This is a genomic window from Streptomyces sp. WM6378 (assembly GCF_001279695.1).
In the GTDB taxonomy this organism is placed as follows: Bacteria; Actinomycetota; Actinomycetes; order Streptomycetales; family Streptomycetaceae; genus Streptomyces.
This window is the reverse complement of record NZ_LGDD01000024.1, coordinates 68,564-84,059: the sequence shown is the minus strand read 5'-3', so window position 1 is coordinate 84,059 and position 15,496 is coordinate 68,564. Positions and strand designations below refer to the sequence as shown.

At 72.1% G+C, this 15,496-nt stretch carries 9 protein-coding genes; 6 read left to right on the top strand and 3 right to left on the bottom strand.

The window, feature by feature from the left end; translation table 11 throughout:
* The first annotated feature begins 90 nt into the window (after window positions 1-90).
* The gene (locus tag ADK54_RS04790; protein ID WP_078966129.1) at window positions 91-1,440 is read left to right on the top strand and encodes a TIR-like protein FxsC; all 1,350 of its coding nucleotides are present in this window, start codon (window positions 91-93) and stop codon (window positions 1,438-1,440) included.
* Entirely contained in the window at window positions 1,433-5,407 is a 3,975-nt protein-coding gene (gene fxsT / locus ADK54_RS04785) for an FxSxx-COOH system tetratricopeptide repeat protein (RefSeq protein WP_053724243.1), read from the top strand. Before ADK54_RS04790 ends, fxsT begins: the two co-directional genes overlap by 8 nt.
* A gap of 60 nt (window positions 5,408-5,467) precedes the next feature.
* Here fxsT and ADK54_RS04780 read toward each other — a convergent pair whose 3' ends face one another.
* The 3 genes from ADK54_RS04780 to ADK54_RS04770 all read right to left on the bottom strand — a co-directional run bounded on the left by ADK54_RS04780 (window position 5,468) and on the right by ADK54_RS04770 (window position 7,885).
* Window positions 5,468-6,331 (bottom strand): alpha/beta fold hydrolase, encoded by an 864-nt coding sequence (locus tag ADK54_RS04780; protein ID WP_078966126.1) that lies wholly within the window; start codon window positions 6,329-6,331, stop codon window positions 5,468-5,470.
* Window positions 6,332-6,431: 100 nt separating this feature from the next.
* Window positions 6,432-6,899, bottom strand: a complete 468-nt coding sequence (locus ADK54_RS04775; RefSeq protein ID WP_078966125.1) for a CoA-binding protein — start codon at window positions 6,897-6,899, stop codon at window positions 6,432-6,434.
* A gap of 35 nt (window positions 6,900-6,934) precedes the next feature.
* Complete coding sequence (locus tag ADK54_RS04770) at window positions 6,935-7,885, bottom strand: phytoene/squalene synthase family protein (RefSeq protein ID WP_053724242.1); 951 nt, start codon at window positions 7,883-7,885, stop codon at window positions 6,935-6,937.
* Between the two features lie 473 nt (window positions 7,886-8,358).
* Between ADK54_RS04770 and fusA the strand changes: the two genes are divergently transcribed.
* The 4 genes from fusA (at window position 8,359) to ADK54_RS04750 (ending at window position 15,392) form a co-directional block, all read left to right on the top strand.
* Window positions 8,359-10,428, top strand: coding sequence for an elongation factor G (gene fusA, locus ADK54_RS04765; RefSeq protein ID WP_053724241.1), 2,070 nt, complete (start codon window positions 8,359-8,361; stop codon window positions 10,426-10,428).
* 57 nt (window positions 10,429-10,485) lie between these two features.
* Entirely contained in the window at window positions 10,486-11,112 is a 627-nt protein-coding gene (locus ADK54_RS04760) for a YigZ family protein (protein WP_053724240.1), read from the top strand.
* A gap of 99 nt (window positions 11,113-11,211) precedes the next feature.
* Complete coding sequence (locus tag ADK54_RS04755; protein WP_053724239.1) at window positions 11,212-12,366, top strand: exonuclease SbcCD subunit D; 1,155 nt, start codon at window positions 11,212-11,214, stop codon at window positions 12,364-12,366.
* Window positions 12,363-15,392: an AAA family ATPase gene (locus tag ADK54_RS04750; protein WP_053724238.1), complete on the top strand. Its 3,030-nt coding sequence runs from the start codon at window positions 12,363-12,365 to the stop codon at window positions 15,390-15,392. The genes ADK54_RS04755 and ADK54_RS04750 overlap by 4 nt, the downstream gene beginning before the upstream one ends.
* Window positions 15,393-15,496: the final 104 nt, after the last annotated feature.

The window sequence follows — 15,496 nt, the reverse complement described above, 5'->3', positions numbered from 1 at the left end:
ATCAACCATTGGGTTTGTTCGTTCTGTTCCGCCGGAGAATCCTCCGTTCCTACACTGAGGACCCATCCACTTGGACCGGGGGAGACAGTGGTGCAATCAGTGGGGGCCGGGGGCGACGAGCAGAAGCCGTACTTCTTCCTCAGCTACGCGCACACGCCGAAGAGCGACCCCAAGGAGCGAAACCCCAACCTCTGGGTAGAGCGCTTCTTCCGGGACCTCTGCGCCCATGTGATGCAGCTGACGTCCCTGCCGGCCGGCAGCGCCGGCTTCATGGACCAGCAGATGCAGCCCGGCGAGGGATGGCAGGAACGGCTCTCGGACGCTTTGGCGTTCAGCAAGGTGTTCGTGCCGCTCTATTCGCCGCGCTATTTCCTCAGCGAACAGTGCGGCCGGGAGTGGTTCGCCTTCTCCAGCCGGGCCGCCGCCCAGAACCCCCGTAACAGCCACAACAACAGCAACCCCGTCACCGGAATCGTGCCCGCGCTGTGGGTGCCCGTGCCGACCAGACAGCTGCCGCAGCCCGCCGAGCGGCTCCAGTTCAACCACGCCACCTTCGGCGACGAGTACGCCGACGAGGGCTTCTACGGCCTCATCAAGCTCAACTACCTGCGCGACCAGTACGAACGCGCCGTCTACCAGCTCGCCAAACGCATCGTGAGCGTGGCCCAGCAGATCCGCCTGGAGCCCGGTGACCCGCACCAGGACTACGCGAAGGTGCCGCCCGCCTTCGGGCCGGCCGGCGAGCCCGCCCGTGAACTGGAGGTCTCCGTCCTGGCCTGTTCGCGATCCACCCTCCCGACCGGACGCAGCCCGGACTGCTACGGATCCGAGGCCCTCGACTGGAACCCGTACCACCCGGCCTCCTCCAGACCGCTCGCCGACCACACCGTCGACGTCGTACGCGGCCTGGACGAATACACCGTGCACCTCAGCGACTTCGAGGCCGAGCCCGAGCGGCTCCTCGACTCGGAGCCGCCCGCCGGGCCCGGTCTGCTGCTGCTCGACCGCTGGGCCCTGGACGCCCGGAGCCGCCGCGAACTGATGGCCCAGCTGTGCGCCACGCCCAGGCCCTGGATCAGCGTCATGGTTCCGGGCAGCGAGGCCGACCCCCAAACCCGGGTGCACGACGGCGAGTTGTCGCGGCAGACCGACGACGCGCTCGCCACCCGGGTCGACGAGAGCGACGGACATCGCACACCGAGCGCCGGACTGCCCACACTGGAAGCCTTCAGCAAGGCGATCCCGGGGGCCGTGAAGTCGGCGGTCAGATACTACGAGGCCAACGCGCCGACCTATCCACCGCCCGGAAGCGGTGGGCCGATGCCCCGGGTGCTTCCGCGCGGCATCGGCTACGGCGTCAGTGGCCCCGGTGGCCGCGGTCAGAGCACGGACCAGGGCAAGAACAACGGTGATAAGGCGGAGGGCTCATCAGATGACTGAGAACCGCAACGGGACCGTCGTCACGTTCTATTCGTACAAGGGCGGCACCGGACGGACCATGGCGCTGGCCAACTGCGCATGGATCCTGGCGGCCAACGGATACCGGGTGCTCGCGGTCGACTGGGACCTGGAGGCGCCGGGCCTGCACCGGTTCTTCCACCCCTTCCTCGACCTCGCCGACCTGGAGGCGACCCCGGGCCTGATCAACCTGATCACCGACTACCAGGACGAGGCCCGGCGCCCCGCCGACCGCGCCCCCGACTGGCACCGCGACTACGCCCGGGTGCGCCCGCACGCCACTTCCCTGAACTGGAACTTCCCGCAGGGCGGCAGCCTGGACTTCCTCTCGGCGGGGCGGCGCAACCGCGACTACCCGTCCATCGTGGGCAAGATGGACTGGGACGACTTCCACGAGCGGTTCGGCGGCGGCCAGTTCTTCGACGCGATGCGCGACGACATGCAGCGCCACTACGACTACACCCTGATCGACAGCCGTACGGGCCTGAGCGACATCGCCGACATCTGCACCGTCCAGATGCCCGAAGTCCTCGTCGTCTGCTTCACATTGAGCGACCAGAGCATCGACGGCGCCTCGGCGGTGGCCCGCGACATCGAGGAGCGCTACCACGAGCGGCGCATCCGCATCCTGCCCGTCCCCATGCGCATCGACGACGGCGAGAAGGAGAAGGCGGACGCCGGCCGGGCGCTCGCCCGCGAGAGCTTCCCCGGTTTCCCCAGCGGACTGAGCACCGAGGAACTCGCCAACTACTGGGGCACGGTGGAGGTTCCCTACCGCCCCTTCTACGCCTACGAAGAGATCCTGGCCACCTTCGGCGACGCGCCCAACGTCAGCAGCTCCATGCTCAGCGCCTGCGAACGGCTCACCTCCGTCCTCACCGGCGGCCTGGTGAACTCGCTGCCGCCCATCGACGAGGCCGACCGGCTCACCCATGTCGCCGCCTACACCCGGCGCAGGCCCATGCCGCCGTCCAATGTGGTCCTCACCCATGTCGCCGAGGACCAGATGTGGGCGGACTGGCTGGTGCACGTGCTGACCGTCGGCGGGTTCCACGTCGTGCCCATCGACGTACGGACACCCCGGGCGGCCACCGCGGAGGCCGAGTTCACCTCCGGCACCGGATACCGCGTCATCCCCGTCGTCTCGCAGGCCTACCTCAACACCGAGCGCGCCCGCGGCTTCTGGGAGACCGGCGCCGGCCTCGACGCGGCCGGCGGGCGGCGCCAGATACTCCCGGTGCGGGTCGGCGACGTACGGCTCGCCCCGCCGCTCAGCAGCCGCGGCCTCATCGACCTCGTACGCCTCGACGAGAACGACGCGGGGGCCGCCGTGCTGCACGCTCTCGACCGGGCCGAGGCGGTCAACGCCCTCGCGGCCGGGCCGGCCGGGCCCCGCTATCCGGGCAGCGTGCCCAAGATCTGGAACGTACGGCCCCGGCACGCCTGGTTCACCGGCCGCACCTCCGTCCTGGAGAAGCTGCGCGACCAGCTGCGTGGCGACAGCCGCTCCGCTCAGCGCTTCCCGCAGGTCCTGTACGGGCTCGGCGGCGTCGGCAAGACGCAGGTGGCCCGCGAGTACGCGCACCGCTTCCGCGCCGACTACGACCTGGTGTGGTGGATCGAGTCCGAGCAGCCCGACCGGGTGGTGTCCTCGCTGGCCGAGCTGGCCGCCGAGATGGACCTCAGGGCCGGTGACGTGGTGGCCGAGGCCGCGACTGCCGCGATGCAGGCGCTGCGGCGCGGCGCGCCCTACTCCCGCTGGCTGCTGATCTTCGACAACGTCGAGGACCTCGACCGGGCACTGAAACTCCTTCCGGAGGAGACCGAGCCGATCTCCGGTGAAACGTACGGCCACATCCTCGCCACCTGCCGCAACAAGCCGGCCTCGACCAAGGTGGAGGCCATCGAGGTCGAGGTCTTCACGCGCCCCGAGAGCGTCGAGCACCTGTGCCGCCGGGTCACCAAACTCCCCGCTTCGGACGCCGACCGGGTCGCCGACGCGGTCGGAGACCTGCCGCTCGCGGTCGAGGTCGCGGCCGCCTGGCTGGCCGAGACGGCGACGCCCGTCGACGCCTATGTGGAACAGCTCAAGGAGCAGAGCACCAAGGTCCTCTCGCTCGGCAAGCCCGAGGACTACTCGGAGCAGATCGGCGCGACCTGGAACATCTCGATCAGCCGGCTGCGCGACGAATCCAAGGCCGCGGTACGCCTGTTGGAGCTCTGCTCGTTCTTCTCCGCCGAGCCCATCTCGATGCGGCTGATCGGCAGCGACTCGATGTTCGAGTCCCTCCTGCCGTACGACTCGGATCTGCGCGATCGGTACATGCTGGGCAAGGTCATCCAGACCCTGAACCGGTTCGCGCTCGCCAAGGTCGACCCGGCGGACAGCAGCATCCAGGTGCACCGGCTCGTCCAGGCCGCGGTGCGGTCGGGACTGACCGAGGAGGAGGTGGACACCGCCAAGCACGAGGTCCACCGCATCCTCGCCGAGGCCCGCCCGGTCGAGGGCGTCGACCGCGACAACCCCGTCAACGACCCGAAGAGCTGGCCCAGTTTCGAGCTGATCTGGCCGCACCTGAGCGCCTCCGGCATCGCCGACTGCGACGAGGAGAAGGTCCGCCAGCTCATGGTCGACCGCATCCGCTACCTGCTCAAGCGCGGTGAACTGGAGAGCGCCCGGGTGCTCGGCACCCAGCTCAACAAGGTCTGGACGCGCGAGCTCGGCGAGAACGACCTCCAGACCCTCAACATCCGCTTCGAGCTCGCCAACGCGCTGCGCGCCCAGGGCAAGTACCAGGAGGCCCGGGCGATGGACGAGGACACGCTCGCCCGCCAGATCAGCGTCCTGCACAAGGACCACCCGGGCGACGACCACCCGAGCATCCTCATCACCACCGGCAGCCTCGCCGCCGATCTGCGCGCGCTCGGCCGGTTCGACGAGGCCCTCACCCGCGACCTCAGGATCTACCACGGGCTGCGGCAGATCTTCGGCGAGAACCACCCGCGCACCCTGATCGCCGCCAACAACCTCGCCATCGACTACCGGCTCAGCGGCGACAGCGAGGCGGCCCGCAGGCTGGACGAGGATACGGTGGAGCGCCGCAGCGCCTTACTGGGCGACGAGCACCCCTTCACCCTCACCACCAAGGGCCACCTCGGGCGGGACCTGCGCGAGAGCGGCGAGTACGTGGCCTCGGTACAGGTGCTGCGGGAAGTGGTGTCGGCGTTCGAACGGGTCCTGAACGCCGATGTGCCCGAGGCGCTGCGCACCGCCAAGAGCCTCGCGGTGTCCCTGCGCAAGGCGGGCCACCCGCACGAGGCGAAACGCCTGACCGAGGAAACGTACAACCGCTACCGGGGCCGGTACGGGACCAAGGCGCCGGACGCGCTGGCCTGCTGTCTCAACCTGGCCGCCGACTTCTCGGCGACCGGCGACAAGCAGGCCGCCCTCGACCTCGCCGTCCAGGCCCTTGAGGGCTACCAGAGCACGCTGGGCGAGGAGCACCCCTTCACGCTGGCCTGCCGCAACAACGTCTACATCTACCAGCGCGGGCTCGGTGCGGCCCAGGAGGCGGCGCGCGGCGGCGAGGACGTGCGGGCGGCCCTTGAGGAAGTCCTGGGCGCACGCCACCCGTTCACGCTCTGCGCGGCGATCAACCTGGCCAACGCCTACGGCGACATGGGCCGCCCCGACCTCGCCGAACGCTGGGAACGGACCGCGCTCAAGGGCCTGTTGGAGCGGTTCGGGCCCACTCACCCCGATGTGCTCGCCTGCCGCTCCAACCTGGCGATCACGCTGCGGTCGGCCGGCCGGGAGGAGGAGGCCCAGCGGCTGCGGTCCTCCATCCTGGAACCGGCCGCGAAGCAGCTGGGCGTGGACCATCCGATCGCCGAAGCGGCGCGCGCCTGGCGCCGGATCAACCGGGACCTGGAGCCGCAGCCGGTGTGAGCGGGACGGGGAGTGCTCGGGCCACGGGCCCGGGCGCTGCCCCGGTTCGGACCGCGGGACTCACCAAGTCGCCCAGCTCAGCACGCGGGTGAGCGCCCGCAGCGCCCCGAAGTGTGCCGCCCCGCGCTCGACGATCATCTGCGCGCCGGGGATCCGCTCGGCCAGCCAGCGCGTGTGCTGCACCGGTGCGAACACGTCCTGCTCGCCGTGCCACAGCAGTACCGGTGCGTGGATGTCCTCCAGACGGAACTGCCAGTCGGTGCTGAACGCCATCACGTCGTCGACCCAGCCGTCGGCCGAACTGCGCAGCCCCTCCTCGAAGTTGCGCTCCAGCATGGCCCGGATGCCCGCGTCGGCGACGATGCCCCGGTCCGGCTTGGGCAGCCCGGGCCGCATGTCGTTGACCGAACGGCGCGGATCGGCACGGATCGTGATCGACCGCATCTCCAGGGAGGTCGTCAACTGCCCTTTCCCGGCAGCCGCGTTGATGTACTCGCGCACATTGGACTCGGTCATCCCCTCGAACCAGTCGAGCCCCTGGGCGTCCCGCGGCGCGAGCCCCACCAAGGCCGCGGCCCGCGCCGTGCGGTCCGGGAGGAGCGCCGCGCAGGCCAGTGCGTGCGGCGCGCCGCCGGAGCGTCCGACGACGGCGAACTCGTCGATGTCCAGAGCGTCGGCGATCGCCTCCACATCCGCCGCCGCATGCGCAACGCGGCGCCCCGGCAGGCGGTCCGAATCGCCGTATCCCGGCCGGTCGAACGTGATGAGGCGGACGCCGAGGCGGTAGAGCACCGCACTGCGAGGCGCCGGGCCGAGCCGGCTCCCCGGGGTGCCGTGCAGCAGGAACACTGGTCTGCCCTGCGGGTTCCCGTAGTTCTCGACCGCTAAGTCCCGCCCGTCCCTGGTACGAATCAGCTCCCCCAACTGGTGCCTCCCCGTAGGTCTGGTAGGCGACAGTATGAGCGTGTGCCATTCAGTGGTACATACCCGCACTCGTCGAATGCGCGGCCGGAACCCGCCCCGGTCAGCCGAGCCGGGGGATCTCGATCGCCGGGCAGCGGTCCATGACCATGTCGAGCCCGGCGGCGCGGGTGCGGTGGTAGGCGTCCTCGTCGATGACCCCGAGCTGGAACCAGACGGCCTTGGCGCCGATGGCGACGGCCTGGTCGGCGACGGCCCCGGCGAGGTCGCTGTTGACGAACACGTCCACCACATCGACCGGGAACGGGATCGCGTCGAGCGAGGCGTACCCCTGTTCCCCGTGGACGGTCTCGGCCTTGGGGTGCACGGGCACGATCCGCTTGCCGTAGCGCTGCAGGACGTCCGCGACTCCGTAGGCGGCTCGGCGCTGGTTGGAGGAGAGGCCGACGACGGCCCAGGTGTCGCCGGTGGCGGTGAGGATCTCGCGGATGGTTTCCTGCTCGGACTGCTCGGACTGCTCGGACTGCTCGGACTGCACGGGGGTCTCCTCGAATGGGCTGTCCACGGTCATGGACGGAACGCTCACGGCCGTGGACGGCATTCCTGTCACGCCTCGTGGGCCGCGAAGCCCTCCCCACGGCCGAGCTCTCGCCGCACGCGGCGGGCCCGGGCGTACTCCCGCAGCAGCACCCGCACCGCACCCGGCGCCGAGGGCCGGGCCGAGCCCTTCAGCAGGCCGGTGCCCTTCCCGGTGGCCGCCGTGAGGGTGAGCTCGTCGAGGGCGATCAGCGCACGCACCAGCGGGCGTCCCTGCGCCGGGACGAGACCGGTCAAGGGCCGGCTGGCGGCGAGGGTGGTGCGGGCCTGCCCGAGCACGAAGGTGATCAACTCCCGGGTGCCGGGCAGGTCCCGGGCCTGCTCCAGGTCCTCGCGGGTGACCCCGCACCGCTCCAGCGTCTCGCGCGGGATGGTGAGCCGCCCGTCGGCGAGGTCCTCCGCGAGGTCGTTGACGAAGTCGAGGCGCTGGCTGGCGTCGATGTACGTACGGCACCCCGCGCGGAAGTCCGCGGCGTCGCCCTGCGGCGCGAGCAGGCAGGCGACCAGCATGAACGCGGGCAGCGAGTACTGGTCGATGTAGGCCTGGTGGTCCGCCTCCGTGGCGAACCCGGCGAACTCCAGGTCGGCGCGGGCGGTGAGCAGATATTCCTCGACATGGCTGCGCAGGCGGGGAAACACCGTGCTGGTGTGCAGCAGCGGACGGATCACCAGGTGGCCGCTGTCGCCACCGGCCAGTCCCTCGCGTACGAGCTTCTCCCACTCGGCGTAGGCCGCCGCACGTTCGTCCTTCGGGCCGCTGTCGAGCACGTTGTCGCTGTGGTGCATGAAGGCGGTCGCGGCGACCACGTGCGGGAACAGCGGTCCGGGCAGCAGCATGCGCGCGGCCAGGTAGGCGCTGCGCTTGAAGCGGGCGGCGAGTTCGCGCTGGCGCGTGTAGTCGGCGCGCAGCCCGGGATCGCGGATGCCCGCGGCGTCGAGGGCCTGGTTCCACGCGCTCATGTCTGGTGTCTCCTGGTGCTGGTCCTGGTTCGTGCTGTGGGGGTGTCGAAAACCCGGGACCAGTTGATCACGGCGTTGGTCCACCCGGTTCTCCGGAAAACCCCGTGCACCGGGACCGGTCGGCTCCCTACACTCGCCACTGCGCGCCGCCGACAGGGCGTTGCGCGCCTCATGTCGAGTGACGAGCGTCGAGTGAAGAGAAGGGGAGCCAGGTCATGCGTACGCACCACACCGCGGCCGTTGCTCCCCCGTCCCGGTACGACGTGATTTTGGTGTCTCGCATCGCTCGGTGACGGCTGCGCGGCCTTCACCGAATTTCTGTGACGTATCGTCAGAACCCTTTGTTCTCCGTGCTGTTGTGCCGTGTCCTGACGGCTGAGCCGACCGGGTTCTCGTCGTCCTGAATCGCGCTGCCAGCTTGCCCAGTCCGTCCCTGGGCTTCCTCAGCGAAAGCACTCGAAGGGCCTCAGGCCATGCGCACCAACACGCGACCCCTCGCCGCGACTTCTTCCCTCTCCGCCGTCCGCAACCTCGGCATCCTCGCCCACGTCGACGCGGGCAAGACCACCGTCACCGAACGGATCCTGTTCGCGACCGGCGCCGTCCACAAGCGGGGCGAAGTGCACGAGGGGACGACCGTCACCGACTTCGACGCGCAGGAACGCGACCGCGGCATCACCATCTTCGCGGCGGCCGTCAGCTGCCGCTGGGACGGCCATCGCATCAACCTCATCGACACCCCGGGCCACGTCGACTTCGCGGACGAGGTCGAGCGGTCCCTGCGGGTGCTCGACGGGGCCGTCGCGGTGTTCGACGCCGTCGCCGGAGTCGAGCCGCAGAGCGAGTCGGTCTGGCGGCAGGCAGACCGGCACGGTGTGCCGCGCATCGCGTTCGTGAACAAGCTGGACCGGACGGGCGCCGACCTCGACGGGGCGGTCGCCTCGATCCGGGAGCGGCTCGGCGCCGTACCCCTGGTGGTCCAGCTGCCCATCGGACGCGAGGACGGGTTCACCGGCGTCGTCGACCTGGTGCGCATGCGCGCTCTGCGGTGGCACGACGACACCTGCACGAGCGGGCCGGTCGACGGTGCGCTGCTCGACGAGGCGATCCGAAGGCGCCGCCTCCTTGAGGAGACGGTGGCCGAGCTCCATCCGGACGCCCTGGAGGAGTTCTGCGCGGCCTCGGCGCTGACCGAGCGGACCCTCGTACGCGCCCTGCGCGAGCTGACCCTGAGCGGGGACGCCGTGGTGGTGCTGTGCGGTTCGGCCTACCGCAACCGCGGGATCGAGCCCCTGCTGGACGCGGTGCTCGCCTATCTGCCGTCGCCCGCCGACATGCCGCCGGTACGCGGCATCACGGGCGGCGTCGAGCAGGAGCGGGCGCCCGACCCGGCGGAGCCGTTCACGGCGCTGGCCTTCAAGGTGGCGGCCACCACGCGCGGTCGCCTGACCTATCTGCGGGTCTACTCGGGCACCCTGCTCAAGGGCGACTCAGTACGCGACGCGGCGACCGGCCGCATCGAACGCGTCGGCCGGATCCTGCGCGTGCAGGCCGACCGGCACGAGGAACGGGAGGAAGCGATGGCAGGCGACATCGTCGCCGTGGTGGGTCTCAAGGCGGCCCGGCCCGGCGCGACCCTGTGCGCGCCGGACGCACCCGTGCTCCTGGAACCGCCCTCGGTCGCCGAACCGGTGGTGTCGGTCGCGGTCGAGGCCAGGCGCAGCACCGACACGGGTCGGCTCGCCGCGGCGCTGGCCCGCCTCGCCGAGGAGGACCCGTCGCTGGTGGTGCGGTCCGACGCGGAGACCGGCCAGACCGTGCTCTCCGGCATGGGAGAGCTGCACCTGGAGGTCGCGGTGGAGAAGATCCGCCGCGACCAGGGCGTGGAAGTCACCGTCGGCCGGCCCCAGGTCTCGTACCGCGAAACCGTCCTGCGCGGCGTGACCGGCCTCGTATACCGGCACGTCAAACAGGACGGCGGGGCCGGGCAGTTCGCGCAGGTCGTCCTTGATGTGGCGCCCTTGGAGGAGGTGGGATTCGAGTTCCGGTCGACGGTGGTCGGCGGCCGGGTGCCGCAGGAGTACGCGCGCGCCGTGGAGGCGGGCTGCCGCGACGCCCTCGCCGAGGGCCCGATCGGCGGCCATCCGGTCACGGGCCTTCGGGTCACGCTCACCGACGGGGCGACCCACGCCAAGGACTCCTCGGAGCCGGCGTTCCGCACGGCCGGTCGCTTCGCCCTGCGCGAGGCGCTGCGGGCGAGCGTGATGGGGCTCCTCGAACCGGTCGTCGAGGTGACGGTGACCGTTCCCGAGGACGGCGTCGGCGGCGTCCTCGGTGACCTCGCGGCCCGCCGCGGCCAGGTGTCGGCGTCCACCGCCGGGGCCGGTTCCGCGGTGATCACGGCGACGGTCCCGCTGGCCGAGTTCTTCGGGTACGCCTCCCGGCTGCGCGGCCGGACCCAGGGCCGGGGCACCTTCACCACCCGGCCCGCGCCGCTCGCGCCGGTACCGGCCGCGGTCGCCGACGCGCTCCTGACGCGGTAGCCCGCTGCCTGTCCCGCCCCGGTCGGCCGGGGCGGGATGGGCGCATAGGGTGGGCGGATGCAGGAGCAGTACCGCACCATCGCCCGCGAGGGCGTGCACGAGAGCGAGATCAACAGGTCGCGCTTCATCTGCGCGCTCGCGCCCGCCGCGACCGAACAGGAGGCGCAGGCGTTCGTCGCCCGCATCCGCAAGGAGCACCCGACCGCCAGCCACAACTGTTTCGCGTACGTCATCGGAGCCGACGCCTCCGTACAGAAGGCGAGCGACGACGGCGAACCCGGCGGCACCGCGGGAGTGCCGATGCTCCAGATGCTGACCCGGCGCGAGGTGCGGTACGTCGTCGCCGTGGTCACCCGTTACTACGGCGGGGTCAAGCTCGGCGCGGGCGGTCTGATCAGGGCGTACGGCGGTGTCGTCGGCGAAGCCCTGGACGCGCTCGGCACCATCGTGCGTCAGCGGTTCCGCCTCGCCAGCGTCACCGTCGACCACCAGCGCGCGGGCAAGCTGGAGAACGACCTCAGGGCGACCGGCCGCGCGGTGCGCGAGGTGCGGTACGCGGAGGCCGTCACGATCGAGCTCGGGCTCCCCGAGGCCGACGTCGAGGCCTTCCGCAGCTGGCTCGCCGACGCCACCGCCGGCACCGCGACGCTGGAGCTTGGCGGGGAGGCGTACGGGGATGCGTGAGCTCGGCGGCAGCCGCACGGGAGAGCCGAGGCGGGCGGAACAGCCGGATGTGCCGGTAACCGCCCGTGATGTCAGACCCCACCGTTACGCTCGGGGATCATGAGATTCCTGCACACCTCGGACTGGCACCTGGGCCGGTCCTTCCACCGGGTCGACCTGCTCGACGCCCAGGCGGCGTTCGTCGACCACGTGGTGGCGACGGCGAGTGACCGAGGTGTGGACGCGGTGCTGGTGGCGGGAGACGTGTACGACCGGGCGGTGCCGTCGCTCGCCGCCGTCGAGCTCTTCGACCGGGCGCTGCGCAGCCTCGCAGGCCTCGGCGTGCCCACGGTGATGATCTCCGGCAACCACGACTCGGCGCGCAGGCTCGGCGTAGGGGCCGGCCTGATCGAGCGGGCCGGGATCCATCTGCGGACCGACCCGGCGGGCTGCGGCACGCCGGTCATGATCGGCGACGTGGCCTGCTACGGGCTGCCCTACCTGGAGCCCGCCCTGGTCAGGGACGAACTGGCGGCGCCGAAGGCCGGGCACGAGGCGGTCCTTGCCGCGGCCATGGAGCGCGTACGGGCCGACCTCGCGACCCGCCCCGACGGCACCCGGTCCATCGTCCTCGCGCACGCCTTCGTGGCCGGGGGCGAGCCGAGCGACAGCGAGCGCGACATCACCGTAGGGGGAGTCGCCGCAGTGCCCGCCGGGGTCTTCGACGGCGTCGACTACGTGGCCCTCGGTCACCTCCACGGCAGCCAGGTGATCACCGACCGGGTCCGCTACTCGGGCTCCCCGCTCGCCTACTCCTTCTCCGAGGCGACGCACCGCAAGTCCATGTGGCTGGTGGACCTCGCCGCCGACGGAGCCGTCACCGCCGAACGCGTCGACTGCCCGGTGCCGCGCCCCCTCGCCCGCATCCGGGGACACCTCGACGAACTCCTCGAAGACCCGGCGCTGACCCGGCACGAACAGGCATGGGTGGAGGCCACGTTGACCGACGCGCAGCGCCCGGCCGACGCCATGGCCCGGATCAGCACCCGCTTCCCGCACACCCTGAGCCTCGCCTTCGACCCCGAGCGGGCCGACGGCGACCCGCACGCTTCGTACGCGCGGCGGCTCAGCGGCCGCAGCGACCAGCAGATCGCGGAGGACTTCGTGGCGCACGTGCGCGGCGGCAGCGGCCCCGACGACCGGGAACGCACCGTGCTGCAAGGTGCGTTCGACGCCGTGCGCGTGGACGACGGCGTGCGCGAGGTGGCCCGGTGAGGCTGCACCGCATGCGCGTCACGGCCTTCGGCCCCTTCGCGGGCAGCCAGGAGGTCGACTTCGACACGCTGTCCGCCGCGGGCCTGTTTCTGCTGCACGGACCGACCGGCGCGGGCAAGACCTCGGTGCTCGACGCGGTCTGCTTCGCCCTGTACGGAGCGGTCCCCGGCGCCCGGCAGAGCCCCGGCACCGCCCTGCGCAGCGACCACGCCGCACCGGACGTCTTCACCGAGGTGCTGCTCGAACTGACCTTGGGCGAGCGGCGGTTGGAGATCACCCGCCGCCCGCAGCAGGAACGGCCCAAGAAGAAGGGCGTCGGCTTCACCACCGAGAAGGCGCAGACCTGGCTGCGCGAGTACGACCCGGCCGACCGCGCCTGGCGGGCGCTGAGCCGCTCGCACCAGGAGATCGGCGAGGAGCTCGGCCGGCTCATCGGGATGAGCCGGGAGCAGTTCTGCCAGGTCGTGCTGTTGCCGCAGGGGGAGTTCGCCAAGTTCCTGAGGTCGGACGCGGAAGCGCGCGGGCGGCTCCTTGGCAGGCTCTTCGACACCCGCAGGTTCGCCGCCGTGGAGGACCGCCTGGCCGAGCTGCGCAAGACCGCCGAGCGTCAAGTCAAGGACGGCGACGACCAGTTGCTCGCCCTCGCCCAGCGCATGGCGCAGGCCGCGGGCGACAGCGCGGACGCCCGCGCATGGCCACTGCCCGACGCACGGCCGGGGGACCCGGGCCTCGCATCGGCCGTCCTGCAATGGGCGGCCGTCGCGCGGGGTGGGGCGCGCGAGCGCGTCGACATCGCCTCGGCCGCCGTGGCCGCCGCCGAAAGCCGGCAGGCGGCCGCCCGCCGCCTCGTCGAAGAGGCCCGGCAGCTGGCGGCCCTTCAGGAGCGGTACGCCGAAGCGGCCCGCAGGGCGGAGGAGTTGGCGGCCCGCCGTCCCGAACAGGACGCGCTGCGGGCCCGCCTGGAGACGGCCCGCAAGGCGGAGCTGGTCTCGCCCGCGCTGGAATGGTGGGAGCAGGCCCAGCGCGCCCACCGCTCGGCCACTGCCGAACGGGACCGCTCCCGCGCCCGGCTGCACCCGGACCTCGCCGACGCCGGGGCCGATCAACTCGCCGCCCTGGAACGGAGGATGCGGCAGGACCTCGGCGCCCTGGAGTCCGCCCGCCGCGCCGAGCGCCGCAGCGCGGTGATCGACGACGAGCGCGCCCACCTCGACCGGCAGGCCCGCGCCGACGAGGACGCCCTCAGCGATACCGCAGCATGGCTTGCGGGCTGGGAGACCGTCCGGACCGATCACCAGACCCGAATCGAGCTGGCCCACGAAGCGGCGACCCGCGCGGAACAGCTCGCCGGACAGCTCGATCGGGCCCAACGGCGGCTCGCGGCCGCCCGTGAGCGCGACGCGCTGCAGGCCCGCCTGACCGAGGCCGACCGGCGGCATGTCGACATGCGCGAGGCCGCCAACGCCGCTCACGAACACTGGCTGGCGTTGCGCGAGGAGCGGCTGCGTGGCATCGCGGCCGAGCTGGCGGAGCGGCTGCGCGAGGGCGAGCCGTGCACGGTGTGCGGCTCGGCCGACCACCCCGCGCCCGCGCGCCCCGGCACCGGCCAGATCGACCGCGCCACCGAGGACGCCGCGCAACAGGCATACCGGCACGCCGACCGGGCCCGAGCCGAGGCCGAGGCCGCGTTGTCCTCCCTGCGGGAGGAGCTCGCGGGCGCGCGGGCCGCGGCGGGCGCGGCGAGCGTGGCCGAACTGGCCGATGCGGCGGGGGAGTTGCAGAGGGCGCACGGAGCGGCGCGGGACGAGGCGGCCGGGCTGCACGAGGCGCGGCTGGCCCTCTCCTCGGCAGAGGGGGAGTATGAACGGCGGCTGACCGCCCAGCGCACAGCCCAGCAGAACATCGCCGCCCGGACCGCGAGCCGCGAGGCTCTGGAGCGCGAACAGGCCGCCCTGGAGCGGGAGTTGAGCGAGGTGCGGGCGGGCGCGGCCAGCGTCGCGGAGCAGGCCGGGCTGCTCGAACACCGGGCGGCCATCCTCGCCGAGGCGGTGGAGGCGGTCCGCGCCGTCGAGGACAGCGCCGAGCGGCTCAAGGAGGCCGACGGCAGGCTCTCGGAGGCGGCGTTCCGGGCCGGATTCGACACCCCGGCCGCGGCATCTGCGGCGCTGATCGACGAGCGGGGCCGGCGGGACATCCAGCACCGGCTCGACGAGTGGCAGCATCAGCGGGCCACGGTCACCGCGCGCCTCGCCGAACCGGAGACGGCAGCGGCAGGTCTTGCCGCGCCGGCCCGCACACAGGAGGCGGCGGCCGAGTCCGCGGCGGCCGAACGGGCCCTGCGGGAGGCGGCGTCGGCGCTCTCGGCGGCCCGGGACCGCTGTACGGAACTGCACGCGTTGAGCCGTCGGGCCACCGAGGAGACCCGCAGGATCGGCCCGCTGCGCGAGGAGTACGAGCGGGTGGCCCGCCTCGCCGGGCTCACCGCGGGCACCTCCGCCGACAACGAGCGCAAGATGCGCCTGGAGTCGTACGTGCTGGCCGCCCGCCTCGAACAGGTCGCCGCCGCCGCGACGGCCCGGCTCCAGCGGATGTCGGGCGGGCGGTACACGCTGGTCCACTCCGACGCGAAGGGCGGCCGGGGCCGCTCGGGTCTCGGGCTCCACGTGGTCGACGCCTGGACGGGCCGCGAGCGCGACACGGCGACGCTGTCGGGCGGCGAGACGTTCTTCGCCTCCCTCGCGCTGGCCCTGGGCCTGGCCGACGTCGTCACCGACGAGGCGGGCGGGGCGCGGCTTGACACCCTGTTCATCGATGAAGGTTTCGGCAGTCTGGACGACCAGACACTGGACGAGGTGTTGGACGTCCTGGACTCGCTGCGCGAACTCGACCGCAGCGTGGGCATCGTGAGCCACGTCGGCGACCTGCGGCGCCGCATCCCGGCGCAGCTGGAGGTGGTGAAGGACCGGGCGGGTTCGTCGGTGCGGCTGAGGGGGGTGGGCGCTGGGGCTCCGCCCCAGACCCCGTAGTGCACCCCGCCCCGCCCCTTCCCGAAACCCGCTGGGGGTGAGTGTTCGAGTGCGGACCGTGGCTGGCTGGTCGCGCAGTTCCCCGCGCCCCTGGAACGGTCGGT

Bases quoted from the DNA above. Each gene is read 5' to 3' on its own strand.
- fxsT (WP_053724243.1), top strand. From the start codon at position 1,433: ATGACTGAGAACCGCAACGGGACCGTCGTCACGTTCTATTCGTACAAG.
- ADK54_RS04775 (WP_078966125.1), bottom strand. From the start codon at position 6,899: ATGACCGTGGACAGCCCATTCGAGGAGACCCCCGTGCAGTCCGAGCAG.
- ADK54_RS04770 (WP_053724242.1), bottom strand. From the start codon at position 7,885: ATGAGCGCGTGGAACCAGGCCCTCGACGCCGCGGGCATCCGCGATCCC.
- fusA (WP_053724241.1), top strand. From the start codon at position 8,359: ATGCGCACCAACACGCGACCCCTCGCCGCGACTTCTTCCCTCTCCGCC.
- ADK54_RS04760 (WP_053724240.1), top strand. From the start codon at position 10,486: ATGCAGGAGCAGTACCGCACCATCGCCCGCGAGGGCGTGCACGAGAGC.
- ADK54_RS04755 (WP_053724239.1), top strand. From the start codon at position 11,212: ATGAGATTCCTGCACACCTCGGACTGGCACCTGGGCCGGTCCTTCCAC.